Source organism: Leyella stercorea (assembly GCF_019052365.1).
Classification (GTDB): Bacteria; Bacteroidota; Bacteroidia; order Bacteroidales; family Bacteroidaceae; genus Prevotella.
Genome location: NZ_JAHQUY010000004.1, coordinates 1 through 15834, shown reverse-complemented (window position 1 = coordinate 15834; position 15834 = coordinate 1). Strand labels below are relative to the sequence as shown.

At 49.5% G+C, this 15834-nt stretch carries 9 protein-coding genes and 1 pseudogene; 6 read left to right on the top strand and 4 right to left on the bottom strand.

Annotated features, from left to right (window positions below; translation table 11 throughout):
• Window positions 1-50: 50 nt before the first annotated feature.
• The 3 genes from KTQ90_RS01370 to bamG all read right to left on the bottom strand — a co-directional run bounded on the left by KTQ90_RS01370 (window position 51) and on the right by bamG (window position 3463).
• Window positions 51-1277, bottom strand: coding sequence for a hemolysin family protein (locus KTQ90_RS01370; protein ID WP_217316966.1), 1227 nt, complete (start codon window positions 1275-1277; stop codon window positions 51-53).
• 214 nt (window positions 1278-1491) lie between these two features.
• Complete coding sequence (locus KTQ90_RS01365; RefSeq protein ID WP_217316935.1) at window positions 1492-2106, bottom strand: LptA/OstA family protein; 615 nt, start codon at window positions 2104-2106, stop codon at window positions 1492-1494.
• A 58-nt stretch (window positions 2107-2164) separates the two neighbouring features.
• Complete coding sequence (gene bamG, locus KTQ90_RS01360) at window positions 2165-3463, bottom strand: BamG family beta-barrel-assembly machinery protein (protein WP_217316934.1); 1299 nt, start codon at window positions 3461-3463, stop codon at window positions 2165-2167.
• Between the two features lie 197 nt (window positions 3464-3660).
• Between bamG and KTQ90_RS01355 the strand changes: the two genes are divergently transcribed.
• The 3 genes from KTQ90_RS01355 (at window position 3661) to secA (ending at window position 9742) form a co-directional block, all read left to right on the top strand.
• Window positions 3661-4887 (top strand): Lnb N-terminal periplasmic domain-containing protein, encoded by a 1227-nt coding sequence (locus KTQ90_RS01355; RefSeq protein ID WP_254359360.1) that lies wholly within the window; start codon window positions 3661-3663, stop codon window positions 4885-4887.
• 9 nt (window positions 4888-4896) lie between these two features.
• A complete protein-coding gene (locus tag KTQ90_RS01350; protein ID WP_217316932.1) occupies window positions 4897-6255 on the top strand; it encodes an alkaline phosphatase family protein in 1359 nt (452 codons plus the stop codon).
• A gap of 97 nt (window positions 6256-6352) precedes the next feature.
• Window positions 6353-9742: a preprotein translocase subunit SecA gene (secA, locus tag KTQ90_RS01345; protein ID WP_022157875.1), complete on the top strand. Its 3390-nt coding sequence runs from the start codon at window positions 6353-6355 to the stop codon at window positions 9740-9742.
• A gap of 120 nt (window positions 9743-9862) precedes the next feature.
• Here the strand turns inward: secA and KTQ90_RS01340 are convergent, their stop codons facing one another.
• Window positions 9863-10522 (bottom strand): MgtC/SapB family protein, encoded by a 660-nt coding sequence (locus tag KTQ90_RS01340; protein ID WP_022157876.1) that lies wholly within the window; start codon window positions 10520-10522, stop codon window positions 9863-9865.
• 206 nt (window positions 10523-10728) lie between these two features.
• Between KTQ90_RS01340 and KTQ90_RS01335 the strand changes: the two genes are divergently transcribed.
• The 3 genes and pseudogenes from KTQ90_RS01335 to KTQ90_RS01325 form a co-directional block, all read left to right on the top strand.
• On the top strand, window positions 10729-12543 hold the full coding sequence (locus tag KTQ90_RS01335) for a tetratricopeptide repeat protein (protein WP_217316931.1): 1815 nt from the start codon (window positions 10729-10731) through the stop codon (window positions 12541-12543).
• Between the two features lie 143 nt (window positions 12544-12686).
• On the top strand, window positions 12687-15023 hold the full coding sequence (locus KTQ90_RS01330) for a TonB-dependent receptor (protein ID WP_217316930.1): 2337 nt from the start codon (window positions 12687-12689) through the stop codon (window positions 15021-15023).
• A 690-nt stretch (window positions 15024-15713) separates the two neighbouring features.
• A pseudogene (locus KTQ90_RS01325) lies at window positions 15714-15834 on the top strand (site-specific integrase); the annotation flags it as partial.

Genomic DNA, 15834 nt, shown 5'->3' with positions numbered 1-15834 from the left:
AAATACTAATTTATTGCCAAACAAGGGCACGTTTGCACGAAAAAGTGAGTTTAGCGGTTAACTTTTAGCTTTACCAACTCTATTTTCGTCATAGTGCTCTTGATAATGCGAAACTCATAACAGCCAATGGTTATCACTTCGTTGAGCTTCGGGAAGCTCTGGTACTCGTGCAGTATATATCCGCCTATGGTCATGTAATCGTCGCTTTCGGGCAGATCGAGATCGAAGAGGTCGTTCACCTTATCTATCTCCAGACGGGCTGAGAGCATATACTCGTTGTCGCCCACCTGCGTAGCGATGTACTTCGTGCTGTCGTGCTCGTCCTCGATGTCGCCGAATATCTCCTCAACGATGTCCTCGAGCGAGACGATGCCGCTCGTTCCGCCAAACTCGTCGACCACCACTCCGAGACTCTTCTTCTGCTGCAGGAAGATGTGCATGAGCTTCTGCGCAGCCATCGTTTCGGGCACAAACGGCATCTTGCAGACGCACTGGCGCCAGTTGTCGCGGTTGCGGAACATTTCGGAGCTGTGTATGTAGCCGATGATATGGTCGATGTCGCCCTCGTAGACGATAATCTTCGAGTTGCCGCTCTCTACGAACTTCTGCATCAGTTCGTCGACGGTGCAGTCGTTGACGTCAACGGCGTTCACCTCAGTACGCGGCACCATACAGTCGCGCACCTTGCAGTCGGAGAAGTCGAGGGCGTTCTGGAATATCTTCACCTCCTCGTTAATCTCCTCGTCGCTATGTGCATTCTCGATGCTCGACTGCACGAGATAGTCGAGGTCTACCTTAGAGAAGCCTTCGTCATCGGCTTCCGCCTCCATGCGTATGCCCACAATGCGCAGCAAGCACTTGGACATGAGCGTAGAGAAGCGGCTTATAGGCCACAGGAGGATGTAGAAAAGATAGGCTGGCACGGAGAATACGGACAACAGGCGGTTGGCGTTGTTCTTGAACAGAATCTTAGGCAAGAACTCTCCTGTGAAAAGAATGACGAGTGTGGAGAGCAACGTGTCGGCTGTCACCTTCATGCCGTCATCGAGCGAGCTGAAGATAGTGCTGTCAAAGAGGCGTGCCACAAGGACACCATACACCACAAGCACGATATTGTTGCCCACAAGCATCGTGCTTACAAAGCCATTGGGATGATTGTAGAATTTGGAAATGATTTTCTTCGCAATGCCATTTCCTTCGCGATCCATCTCGGCGAGCATTCGGTTGCTCGACACGAACGCTATCTCCATTCCTGAAAAGAATGCCGACAGCGCCATTGTTACGGCTATGCTAATTAAAAGAGGTATGTCTGCTTCCACTATAGTTTAAATATTGGTTCTTATATATTTGGGGTGTTGAGGGGGTGTGATTCTGAGGGGTTGAGGGTTGTGATGCTGAGGAGTTGATGCTGAGGAGGTAAAGATGAAATTCTGCCAACAAGTTGACAAGGAGATACAAATCTCACCATCTCAACATAACACCATCTCACCTTTACCGATCCCGCAGTCGGCGCTGCGGCTTAATTTGCTGACGCATAGCAGCCTTTACAGTGTCGGGGGCGGTAGTTATTGTGTCACCATCGCTTGAGAGCTGTCCCTTCTCGAACGAACCAGATGTATTCGAAACGTAATAGTTGGTCATGCGCTCGTCGCTACGGAAATAAGCTCCCTCAAGCGTTCTTTCAGGAGTGACGAGCTTAGAGGGCTTGTTCGAATAGAGTTCGTGAGCCGCTTCGTCCCAAAAGAGCTGCTCGCTGTTGAACTTCAGTCCGTCCTTGGTGAGCACACTCACACGGCTGCGCAACTCCCACAGCTTCTTCTGGTCGTAATAGTAAGCTGTATCTGCCTGTATGTACGACTGCACATGGAACTTCTCATCGAACTGCTCGAAGAACACGCCCTTCTCGAAGATCCAGCGCGACGGGTTGCGCACGGTGTTCACCTCCCAACGCTCCGTCACGATGCGATATTTTATGACACCCGAGTCAGAGATTAGGGTGTTGACGCCGTAACTCGTCATCATTGACACCGAGTCGCGGTCGTGTATGGCTGGCGCCGTGTGCTCCTTCTGCTCTTCGCAAGAAGCAAGCGCCACGATGCACAACATAATGATTACTATGTACTTGGATAGTCTCAACGCTTATTCAGAATAGAATTGTTTTCTGTTACTCCATCTTCCACTTGGCGAACCAACGTTCGTTGAACGTCAGACCGATATTGATGCGGAACGAGTTCTCTGTGACGAATGTCTTCGAGTCCTGACGCACCCACTGTGCCGAGATATTAAGCAGCGAGCGGTTGTTGTAGCCGTTTACGATAGGAATGCCGAAACCAGCGCTCACGCTGTACTCCTTAGGTCCGTTCTGACCCTTTATCTTCAGATAATCGGTAGCATACGATGCACCCATGCGGTAGTGAACACGCTTGAAGAAGCTGCGGCTACGCTCGTCGGGACAGAACTCGCCGCCTACAGTCATCTTATGACGGTCGGCAAACTGTCCGCTTACCAGTTCGTAGCTGTTTGTAGAGGTGTCGAACTTAGGATAAGCCACCGACGACCACTTCTGCAGTGTGTAGTCGGCACCTACACGCCAGCGGTTTGCGTGGTTCCACATAAGACCTACGCCGTAGCTGTGAGGCAACTCCAAACCGTTGCCGATAGAGTATGTAGCTGTGTCGGCAACTGCTGTCTGCGCATTGGTCGATATAATCTGACACTTCGGGTCTGAACTGAGTTTGTGACCAAGTCCGTAGGTTACGCCCAAAGTGATGGCGTCGTTCTTCGTAATCTTCTGAGTATACTGCATACCGAAGTCGAGCTTATAGTTGTGCACCTCGGCTGTGTAGTACTTGGAAAGCGTGTTGGCATACGCATCGGTGTAAGAGTTGACAACCGAGCGACTGTAGTCGCCCCAGAGATATGCAGCATTAACACCGATAGCGAAGCCCTTGAACGGACTCCAGCCCAAACCTAAGTAAACCTGGTGCAAGCCGCCCGTACCCGAATATGTATTGGTGGCTTTCACTACAGATGTGCTTCCGTCGGTGCTGTTGAGCGCCTTAGTGTTAGAATATGAATAGCCGATGTTGCTGAACGGCAACAAGCCGAAGCTCAAGCCGAGACGCTTTGCAAGGCGGAAACCGGCAATAACATACTCGAAGTTGGCGTTCTTGGCGTTCACCTTCACGCCACTCTCGCTATAGTTTGTGATCTGACCCGATATGCCAGCGTCGAAGATGAACGACAGCGAGTCGATGGTTGCATACGACGCAGGGTTAAGGCTATTAACCTGGTTGTGCTCGTTGAAACCGATGCCGAGTCCGTTCATGCCACGATTGAAGCCACCCGACTGCTCGCCGAGCGTGCCCAAACCATACTGACTATAGGGTGAATTAGTGCCGCTTTGAGCCGCAGCAACCAAAGAAACCGCAGCAAAGAGGACTGTTGTGAGTGCTTTCCTCATTTATTTTATCTAATTAGATTTTAGAAATGCTATTATATATAATATGTATATAGAGGTGTTTTTATAACCCTTTGTAGGATAATGCTTGCAAAATTATCGAAAAAAAACGAGATAATGGCAGAAAAGTGAGAAATTAAAGTTATTTTTGCACCATGAAACTATTTGAAAGGTTATTTAAATACATATCATTAGCGATTTTGCTGTGTTTTTTCTCCCCTATCACAGCTTCTTCACAGGACAACAAGCCGACTCAACAAGCCGACTCAATAGAGATAAGTCTGCTGACATGCGGACCGCGCCAGCAGGTGTACAGCATGTACGGACATACCGCTATACGCTTTCTTGACAAGCAGAGCGGCAGAGACCTCGTCGTCAACTATGGCATGTTCTCGTTCGATAAGCCCTACTTTGTGCTGCGCTTCGTGTTCGGACTCACCGACTACGAGATTGGCATCAACACCTTCGAGATGTTCAGCTGGGAGTACGGAAGCACGGGATGCGGCGTAAGACAGCAGGTGCTCAACCTGACTGCGCAGGAGAAGATGGCGATAGCACAAGCCATCGACCGCAACTACGAACCGCAGAACCGCGTGTACCGCTACAACTTCTTCTACGACAACTGCACGACACGTGCCCGCGACATTATCGTGAACAACCTGAGCGGCAAGGTCGTTTATGAAGCCTCAACACCTCAACACCTCAACACCTCTGCACAGTACCCGCCGTTCCGCGAGTTGATACACCTCTACAACGAGGAGCACCGCTGGGCACGCTTCGGCAACGACCTGCTTCTCGGCGTAAAAGCCGACCGCAAGACAACGTTCGAACAGCAGCAGTTTCTGCCCGAGCGTCTGTCGGACGACTTCGAACACGCAGTGATCGTGAACACCGACGGTACAAAGCGCAAGCTCGTGAGCCGCTCGTTCTGGGTGCTGGAACCGGCAGCTAAGGATATCAATGCCGAACAGGCAAGTCTGAGCGCATTTGATATTCTCTCTCCGATGGTCTGCCTCGGCGCTTTCGCACTGCTCACACTGGTAGTGGCAGCAATAGAACGCCGCCGCAAGCGCCTTGTTTGGGCGTTCGATGCAGTAGCAATGCTCCTCACCGGCGCATGCGGACTGATAATGTTCGCCATGATTTTCTCGCAACATCCTACGGTAAGCCTCAATCTGCAGATACTTCTGCTCAACCCGCTCAACCTCTTCATGCTGTACAGCGTAGCAAAGGCGGCACGCCGAAACCGCATACACTGGTGGACAAAAACATGGAGCGCAATGATAATTCTGCTGCTTTTGGGCAGTTTTCTGCAGTCGTATGCAGAAGGCGTGACAATTGTGGCACTATCTTTGCTATTAAGAAACATATTGAACATATATACATTTAATAATAAGGGCGACAGACAGCCCAAGCATAAGGCATAAGACACGAATATGAACAAATACATATCGACGATAATGATGTTGGCGGCACTTGCTGGCACGGAGCTGCAAGCACAGACTTTGCAGTCTGCGCCGTGCCTTGTTGTGAACATCACCATCGACCAGCTGCGCACCGACTATATAGAGCATTTCTCTCCGCTTTACGGCGAGGAAGGCTTCCGCAAACTGCTGCAGAATGGCTGTGTCTATGAGGCTGCCAACTACCCATTCTCGCCCGTAGACCGCGCTTCGGCAATAGCCACTATCGCTACCGGCGCTACTCCTCACTACAACAACATCGTAGGCACTAAATGGCTCGACCGCAACACGTTACGCCCGGTATTCTGCACAGACGACGAGACATACAACGTGTCGCCGCAGAAGATTGCCACCACCACAGTAAGCGACGAGCTGAAGATATTCACCAAGGGCGCCGCCCTCGTCTACTCGACCGCTATGGAGAAGGACGCCGCCGTAATCTCGGCAGGTCATGCAGCCGACGGAGCGTTCTGGCTGAACGAGAAGACCGGACAGTGGACCACCTCTACATATTACTCTAAAGGCGCGCAGGGATTCGTGCGTGCATACAACAGCATCTCGCAGAAGCGTACCAACGGCGACAACGACGCTGTTGCCGACCTTTCGGTGGCTTGCATCAACGACTTGCAGCTCGGACGCGACAATGTTACCGACATGCTGTCTGTCACCTTGTCAGCAAAATGCACCGATGTCACCCACTGGCAGACAGAAATGGAGATAGTATATCTGAAGCTCGACCGCACTTTAGCCTCGCTCGTGAAGCGCATTGAGGACAAAGTGGGCCGCGACAACGTGCTTTTCGTACTCACAAGCACCGGATATACCGAAGACCAGCAGCCCGACTACGAGCGTTTCCGCATTCCTTCGGGCACATTCTACATAAACCGCACATGCAACCTGCTCAACATGTACCTCGGCGCCATCTACGGTCAGGCGAAGTACGTAGAAGCAAGTTTCCACAACCAGATATATCTCGACCACAAGCTGCTCGAGCAGCGCCACCTCAGCTACACCGACGTCATCACACGTTCGAAGGAGCTGCTCGTGCAAATGTCTGGCGTGCGCAGTGTTACGACAAGTCCATACAGTCCGGCTGTGTCGGGCGACCTCTTCATCGAGACTGCCCCAGGCTGGAAAATCATAAACGAAGACACTAACGAGAACTACTTTTCGCGTGCCGCCTTTGTACCCTTCCCCATCATCCTGTACGGAAGCGGAATAAAGGCAGAGCACATCAATACACCGGCCACCGTAGACCGCATTGCGCCTACTGTTGCCAAGGCTATTCGTATACGTGCGCCTAATGCCTGTTCGGTTGCGCCATTGCAATAAAAACCAACTTACACATATATTAATGGCGATATATGGATTTTTTTTTGTAATTTTACACCCGAATAAGTATTTAAGGAAAAAATAAAAATAATATACAATGAATTTCAACAAATTTTTACAGTCATTGTTTGGCAACAAGTCATCAAAGGACATGAAGCTTATCCAGCCACTCGTAGATAAAGTGAAGGAAGCATATCCAGAGATCAAGGCGCTGAGCAACGACGAATTGCGCGCACGCACCAAAGAACTGCAAAAGTACGTTCAGGACTCTGCCAACGAGCAGAAGGCAAAGATTGCCGAGCTCAAGGCTAAGATTGAGGACACACCTATTGACGAGCGCGAAAGCATCTTCAACGCTATCGACAAGTTGGAGAAGGAAGTGCTCGAAATCTACGAGAAGGCACTCAACGAAGTGATGCCGGTAGCTTTCAGCATCGTGAAAGACACAGCACGCCGTTTCGCAGAGAACGAGGAGACAGTAGTAACAGCTACCGACTTCGACCGCGAGCTCGCTGCCAACCCGAAGAACGACTTCGTAACCATCGACGGCGACAAGGCTATCTATCACAACCACTGGACAGCAGGTGGCAACGACCTGAAGTGGGAAATGGTTCACTACGACGTACAGCTCTTCGGCGGTATCGTACTGCACCAGGGCAAGATTGCGGAGATGGCTACCGGTGAGGGTAAGACTCTCGTGTCTACACTCCCTGTATTCCTCAACGCTCTTACCGGCAACGGCGTTCACGTCGTAACCGTCAACGACTACCTCGCAAAACGCGACTCTGAGTGGATGGGCCCGCTCTATATGTTCAACGGACTCTCTGTCGACTGTATCGACAAGCACCGTCCCAACTCGCCTGAGCGCCGCAAGGCTTACATGGCAGACATCACATTCGGTACGAACAACGAGTTCGGTTTCGACTACCTTCGCGACAACATGGCTATCTCGCCTGCCGACCTCGTGCAGCGCAAGCACAACTACGCCATTGTCGATGAGGTCGACTCTGTGCTTATCGACGACGCACGTACTCCGCTTATCATCTCCGGCCCTATCGCCAAGGGCGACGACCAGATGTTCGAGGAGTATCAGCCGCTTGTAGAGCGCCTCGTAGACGTTCAGCGCAAGCTCGCCACACAGTATCTTGCTGAGGCAAAGCAGCTCATCAGCGAGGGTACTGCCAACAAGGACCAGAAGAAGATTGAGGAAGGATTCCTCGCATTATACCGTTCTCACAAGGCTCTCCCGAAGAACAAGCCGCTTATCAAGTACCTCTCTGAGGAGGGTATCAAGGCAGGTATGCTCAAGACCGAGGAGTACTACATGGAGAACAACAACCGCCACATGCCGGAGGCTGTAGAGCCGCTCTACTTCGTTGTAGACGAGAAGCTTAACAGCTGCGACCTTACCGATAAGGGTACAGCATGGCTTGCAGCACAGGTGAACGACAACGAGCTCTTCGTGCTGCCCGACATCACTTCAGAGCTCTCGGCTCTTGAGAACGAGAAAGACCTCAGCGAGCAGGAGCGCCTCGACAAGAAAGACGCCATGCTCAACCACTACGCCGTACAGTCGGAGCGTGTACATACCCTGCAGCAGTTGCTGAAGGCTTACACCATGTTCAACAAGAACGACGAGTACGTTGTTATGGACGGCGAGGTGAAGATTGTCGACGAGCAGACAGGCCGTATTATGGAAGGCCGCCGCTGGAGCGACGGACTCCACCAGGCTGTAGAGGCTAAGGAGCACGTAAAGGTGGAGGCAGCCACACAGACATTCGCTACCATCACACTGCAGAACTACTTCCGTATGTACCACAAGCTCGCTGGTATGACCGGTACTGCTTCTACTGAGGCAGGCGAGTTCTGGGACATCTACAAGCTCGACGTTGTAGAGATTCCTACAAACCGTCCGGTGCTCCGCAAGGACCTCGACGACCGTGTATACAAGACCAACCGCGAGAAGTATGCAGCCGTTATCGACGAAATCGTAGAGATGCGCAACAGCGGTCGCCCGGTGCTCGTAGGTACCACATCGGTAGAGTTCTCTGAGCTTATCTCTAAGATGCTCAACATGCGCAAGATTCCTCACCAGGTGCTCAACGCCAAGCTCCACAAGAAGGAGGCAGACATCGTGGCAGAGGCTGGTCGCAGCACAAAGGGCATGGTAGAGATCACAGAAGAAGACGGCAGCAAGCACTTCGAGGAGCGCATGCTCGGCGCCGTTACCATTGCTACCAACATGGCAGGTCGTGGTACCGACATCAAGCTCACCAAGGAGGTTAAGGAGGCAGGCGGTCTTGCCATCATCGGTACAGAACGCCACGAGAGCCGCCGCGTCGACCGCCAGTTGCGTGGTCGTGCAGGTCGTCAGGGCGACCCGGGTAGCTCAGTGTTCTACGTATCGCTCGAGGACAAGCTCATGCGTCTGTTCGCTTCAGAGCGCATCGCAAGCCTCATGGACCGTCTCGGCTTCAAGGAGGGCGACCGTATCGAGAACCCGATGATCTCTAAGAGCATCGAGCGCGCACAGAAGAAGGTTGAGGAGAACAACTTCGGTATACGTAAGCACCTGCTCGAATACGACGACGTGATGAACAAGCAGCGCACCGTAATCTACGAGAAGCGCCGCCACGCACTCATGGGCGAGCGTATCGGCATGGACATCACCAACGTCATCTGGGACCGCGTAGTGAACATCATCGAGACAAACGACTACGCCGGATGCCGCGAGGACTTCCTCAAGGTTCTGGCTATGGAGTGTCCGTTCAGCGAGGAGGACTTCGAGAACGTACGCCACGACGAGCTTGAGGAGCGTGCTTTCCAGAGCGCAATGGCTACCTTCAAGCGCAAGACCGACCGCATCGAGAGCGTTGCTTGGCCTATCATCAAGGAGGTTGAGGAGAACCAGGGTGCTATCTACGAGCGCATCATGGTGCCTATCACCGACGGCAAGCGCGTCTACAACATTCCGTGCAACCTTAAGGAGGCTTACCGCACCGAGGGTCGCGACGTTGTTAAGCAGTTCGAGCGCGTCATAATGCTCCACATCATCGACGACTGCTGGAAGGAGAACCTCCGCCAGCTCGACGAGTTGCGCCACAGCGTGCAGAACGCTTCTTACGAGCAGAAGGACCCGTTGCTCATCTTCAAGCTCGAGAGTGCTAAGCTCTTCGACTCGATGGTGAACGACATGAACAACCGCATCGCTTCTATCCTCACACGCGGACAGATTCCTGAAATGCAACAGCAGCAGGAGGTGCGCGAGGCAGCTCCCGAGGAACGTACACAGCGTCAGCAGTATACCGAGCAAAAGGCCGAACTCAACGACCCTGCACAGCAGGCTGCCGCTAACCACGACACCCGCGAGAACATCGAAGAGAACCACACTCCGCTGGTTAAGGACAAGCTCCCGGGACGCAACGACCCGTGTCCTTGCGGAAGCGGCAAAAAGTTCAAGAACTGCCACGGCAAGGGTCTTGAGTAAAGAAATCGCATAAAAATTCTAAGCTTAAGAAGGCTTAGATAGACTTAGATAGGCTTAGATAGGCTTAGAAATACAATAGCAAAAAGGCTGAGTTCCGCATTGGAACTCAGCCTTTTTTGTTTATCCTTCTACAGCCGAAATCGTTACGTCCGTAAACTTGTCCATGTATTCGATGACGCGCAGTGTGTCGGTAGTGCCGCGCTTCACCTTCAGCTGTATATCCGCCTCGATGAACTCGCCCTGCGATGTGCGGCGCTCCTTAATCTGATAGGTCTGCACGTCCATTCCGTCGTATCGCATGCTTGCTATCACCTGCCGCACGCTCTCTATCGACGTAGCCGAGAACGACACCTCTACACTTGTGGTGCCGAGCTGCGGAATCATGGCGTTTATCACCTCCAAGCCAAGCAGCACCATCGCCGTAGCCAGCGTCGCTGCAACGTACATGCCTGTGCCGCAAGCCAGACCTATCGCCGCCGTAACCCAAAGTCCTGCTGCCGTAGTGAGTCCGCGCACCACGTTCTTCTGAAAGATGATGGTTCCGGCTCCGAGGAAGCCGATGCCCGACACCACCTGCGCCGCCACACGCGATGAGTCCTTCAGGTCGAAGCCGAAACCGAACTGCGACACGACGCAGAACAGTGCGCTGCCCAACGCCACAAGAAAATGGGTGCGGAAGCCCGCCTCCTTCGCTCTATACTCGCGCTCAAGACCTATCGCTCCGCCAAGAACAAGAGCGAGCGAGAGCCGCATTATCAAATCAATATACGAAGTCTCCATAATCGTCCCTCCTTTTGCTTTTATAATCAGATCGTAGTTTAATTGAAAATACAAACTTACATAAAATTGACGAATAAAACGAGGTTTTTATTGTAAATAGTCCTTTGGCTGCGCTATCAATGCTTATTTAGAAGAAAATAGAGGGCAAAACTTGCGCTATTCCAAAGAAGTCGTATCTTTGCAGACGAATCTAAATATTAAGAATTATGAAGAACTACAAATATGTTGTGTATATATATAATGTGTGCAACGTTCTGATGCATGAAAAAATGAAGCCCTTTATATTATTGTTGACACTTGCTTGTATCGTTTCGTGTGGAAGCAATCGTCGTGCAAATGCGTTTCTGTCGCATATTGATACCCTATATCAGCAGAATCCTGCTGAAGCCATTATTGCTATAGATAGTTTTATGTCATGCCACAATGATATGTCGCAACATAATCGTATGCTTCTTACTCTATATCGTTTAAGGGCTCAGAATTCTGTCGGTGAGCCGTTCGCTTCTGATTCTCTGGCACGTAAAGTGGTGGAGTATTTCGACGACAACGGCAGCGTTGAAGAGCAAATGTCCGCCTATTATGTGCTTGGAAGCGTTTATCGCGACCTTGACAATTACCCAGAGGCGTTGGCCGATTATCAGAAGGCGGTTGCGTTGGCTGACACAACAGACGGCAATAAAAATAACGCTTTCCTCAATCGTGTGTATGGACAGATGGGCGACGTGTTGTTGAGCCAACTTGCTTTCAACGAGGCAGGCGTTGCCTACTCTCTGGCTGTACGTTTTGCTTGTAAAGATAAGGATACGCTTGGTGTGTTGCTCTCAAAAGAGCAGATAGCTAATGTGCTTTATTTGCAAAATCGGCGAGACGAGGCGTGTAAGTTGAGAGAGTGGCTGCATGATGAATATCTGAAAAACGGTTTTGTGCGAGAAGCTTCAAAGGTTCTTGTACCCAATGTGTCTACTCTGCTCGGAAGAGGCAAGGTGGAAGAGGTGGGTCGTATATTACGCTCTTACGAAGAGCATTCTGGAGATGTGGATAGTCTGGGCAATGTAGTTAGTGGACTTGAAAAATACTATAACGACAAAGCCAATTATCTTTTGGCTAAATCGGATGTGTCAGGTGCTTTGGGTTATTATCGGAAAGGCATGCGCTCTACCGACGACCACGAATACAGAGAAGCGTTTCTGCGAGGACTTGCGCAAACTTACAAGAAGCTGGGCTTGTCCGATTCCGTAGCTAAATACTCTGAGCTTGCTCGCCGTGAAAACGATTCTGCCTATGTCGAACTGTCTACGTTGAGAATGCAGCAGATGCAAGCGGCATACAACTATAGCAGTAAGGAAACAGAGGCGCTTGTGGCTAAAAGCAAGGAGGCAGAAGCCACAACACGATTAAAAACGGTTGTGCTCTCATTCCTCGTGTTGTTGTCTGTGTTGGCGTTGCTTTTTTTGAGAGAAATACACAAGAAATCAATGGAGCGCATACGAAGAATGCTACAGATACAACAGTTGGAGGCAGAGAACGAATCAAAAAGAAACAACCTTCTTGCACTCGAACAAGGAAAGAAAGACCTCGACATATTGATGTCTAAACAGCAATCAAAGATAAATGCTCTTATCGAAGAGAAGAAAGAATTGGTTGCAAAGCTTCAAGGAAAAGGACGTTCGTCTGCCGATTCGTCCGATGGTACAGACGATCAGAACGGCTCTATAATCAGCTTACTCTGGCATATCGTTGACAAGACTCCGAGAGCCGCTACGAGAAAAGAGTGGAATCAACTGAAACTATACATAGAGGAGTTCTATCCGCAGACTTTTGCTTTGAAATCTGTAGTTAGCCCATTCGAATTTGATGTGATGATCCTTGTCAGGTTAGGTTTTAAGCCGTCCGAAATAGCAGTGCTTACAGACAGTTCTTTGCCGAATGTATCTAATGCACGCAAAAGGATGTATGAAAAACTGACAAAATCGAAAGGCTCTGCTAAGGATTTCGACGAATATATTAAGACGCTGATATAGAACATGTTATAATCTATCAAACTATTAATTTAATGAAGTTTTGTGAAGTATTGTGAACTTTTTTGTTAAGCAATAAAAGTCGTTTTTTAATGAATGTCGGGCTAATTGTGTTACATTTGCAGCGAACAAAATTATTTATGCTTATGAGAATACCAAATCTAATTAACCTTTTTGTGTTTGCGCTGATGTCGTATAGTCTTGATGTTTCTGCGCAGACAGATACTGTGAAAGTGTTTGTCGGCGGTGAGGTGTTCGATGGAGATGCAAATGGCGAACGTGTGGCATGGGCTACGGTCCGGCTGCGGTCGGCTGCAGACAGCACGCAGACATACAGCACTGCGACAGACCAGAATGGTGTGTTTCGGCTTGAGGATATTATCAAGGGCAAGTATAATATGGAGGTGTCTTGTGTAGGCTATGAAACCGAGTCAAGGACAGTCATGGTCGGTAATGACACCATACTTCCGTCATTCGTATTGAAGGAGTCTGCGCACATGCTTAATGAGGTGCTCGTTAATGCTAAATACACAAAGATGAACCATAAGGGCGGTTATGTGGTGCAAGTGAAGGGTAATCCGCTGGCAAAGGTCAGCTCAACAGAGAACTTTTTGAGCACTATTCGTGGCATATCCATATCTGACGATATACGTGTGTTCGGCAAGCAGGGAGTGATAATTGCGCTCAACGACCGTGTGATAAGCTACAAGCAGCTTAAAGAGATACCGACTTCAATGATAGAGCGTATAGAACTTGAACAGCAGGCTCCGTCGGAGTATGTGAGTGGTGGCGTTAAGCCGCCGCTTCTGCGTGTGGTCTTGCGCAATGAACCTGGTCTGTTAGGGTCAGTAGGGCTTTCGTCATGGTATTGTATGGATGAGAGTTGGGCGTTGACGGAGACCGCAAACGCTCTGCTTTCGTTGGGCAAATTCAGTCTGCTCAACAACTTCAGTAACACAAACGGATTCTGGAGGGACGGAATCAAACAGGATGTCTTCTATGCCGACCACGAAACACATCAAAAGGCAGAATCGCGTCAAAAGCTGAAGCGTTCGCTGCAAAACGACTTGAATATGCGTTATAGCTTCACGCCATACGACCATATTGATGTCAATGCCTCGTATTCTACGCATAAAGAAAGCGGCAAACTTCTGAACACGGGGGATGTTGCGTTGTTCAACGAGCATGGGCATGACTCCAACTACGGCAACGGAGTAAGCGTGAAGATGGTGAAGGGATTGAAGAAGGACGGTGTGAGCAAGGTGTCGGTGAAGGGTTCTTACTCCGAATCGCATTTCAAGGAAGACCGTAAGTACGAAGCCTTCTCGTCCGGCGTACAGTTGATGGACATCGACAATGGCAGATACAATGCCGACATCAGCACAATACTTACATACGCTATCGGCAGGAGTCATTCGCTGAAGGCGGGCGTGAACTATAATAGGATATCGGAACTGAACAGCTATAAAAACCTTGGTGGAAACACTGTTAAGTTTATGGACGACACTGACAACAGGCTCTCCGTGGCGCAGACGCACGGAATGGTGGAGTATGAGAACACTATAGCTGGCAAGTATTATCTGAAGGCGGAGATGAACTTCGACCATTACAAACTGGGCTACGATGACCATCTTGCCGGTGCACGTATTGCGAATGTCAGCAACGGACTATATGGCAGCGTGTCGGGTTACATTCCGTTCAATCAGGAAAAGCAGCGCTATCTGAACATGTCGGCGATATACACATTCTCTTACCCTAACTACGGCTACTATTCGCCTGTCGTAGTGTATCAGAACGACAAACTGTACAACAAAGGCAACCCCGACCTTGATGTCGAGAAGCTGTATATCTTCGAATTGGCATATTCTGCCAACCCCCATCTCAGCATTAATTACGGCTTCTCCCATCGTACCAACTTCGTGAGTGTGTTCATGCATCAGGACTCAACCGATCCGACGGTATATTATACCTGTCCGGAAAATGCAGGACACGAGAACGTACACAGCTTGGTGCTCAGCTATCGTGTGAATCCGTTCAGAATATGGACTGTAAATGCCATGCTGGTCGGTGAGTACAAGAATACGCATACACCAAACGAGCGTTTTAATGCGGCTACGGCTTTTCTGAGTGTGCACAGCTATGCTCGTCTGACAAACAACACGGGGCTGAAATTGAGGTTCGATTATAAAGCTCCGAGCAAGTCTGTAAACGTAAAGAAATCTGGAAATTACGTTCTTAGCTTAGGAGCATACGCCTCGTTCTGCAAGAATCATCTTAACATGGACCTTACGGGCTACAGGGCTTTGTGTAACAAAGTGGTGACGACAACGTCAGGAGACGGTTGGCGCATGGAGCGACGCAACAGATATTCTGAATTCAGAATAGCCTATAACCTAAGCTGGAACTTTAACTTCGGCAAAAAGATAAACGGCAGACGTGTGGAGAGTGTAAGCACAAGTGCGAAGGAACGGCCTACACTATAGAGTAGGCGAAAAAATCTACCATATCTTCCAGAAATGCCGTAAGCTGCACATTATGAGCATGATAAAGGCTGGGAGATAGGCTTGGAAACGAAATATCTTCCAGCCTATCTTCCAGCCTTTGCTTGCTATCTTCCAGCTATAATAATCAATATGTGTGTTTAAATCGGGGTGAAAGGCATTTTCCATAAAGGCTCATCCTGCCAACCGTTTGGAAATCCCATGGCATGCAAATCTACATTCGGATATGCTGAAAACAGTTTAAGCAAGGATACATATACTAATATAAAAAGCGAAGTCCCACCGTGGTACGCATCGTTGAGAGGCGTGGTGGGATTTGTTGCTGCAAATATAAGTTTTTTATTGGGAATCTGCAAACATTTTCTCTGAAATCTACATATCAAGCGATGTTTTTTACTTAAAAAGAATGACTAAAAAAGCAAAAAATAGCAGATTTGAGCTTTTGTTTTGAGTTTCAAGTGGTTGTGGCAGTCGTTGGCTTTTTGTGGCATTCGTGAGGAAATGCGAAAATGGCGGATTTGAGAAGTAGAAACGCTTTCAAGTCATTACCTCAAAGAAACGCTCTAATAAGCATTTTTAACGGCTTCGGTTTTTACTTCTCAATTCTGCACAGGTTGTGAATTTGCCATGCAACTCTCATGATTTAATTTTGCACAGAACAAAAAGCAAGGAATTATGAGAAGTACATTCAAGACAGTCTTCTATGTAAACGGAAGCAAGGAGAGAAACGGAATTGTCCCTATCATGGGACGTGTGACAATCAACGGAACTATCGCACAGTTCAGTTGCAAGC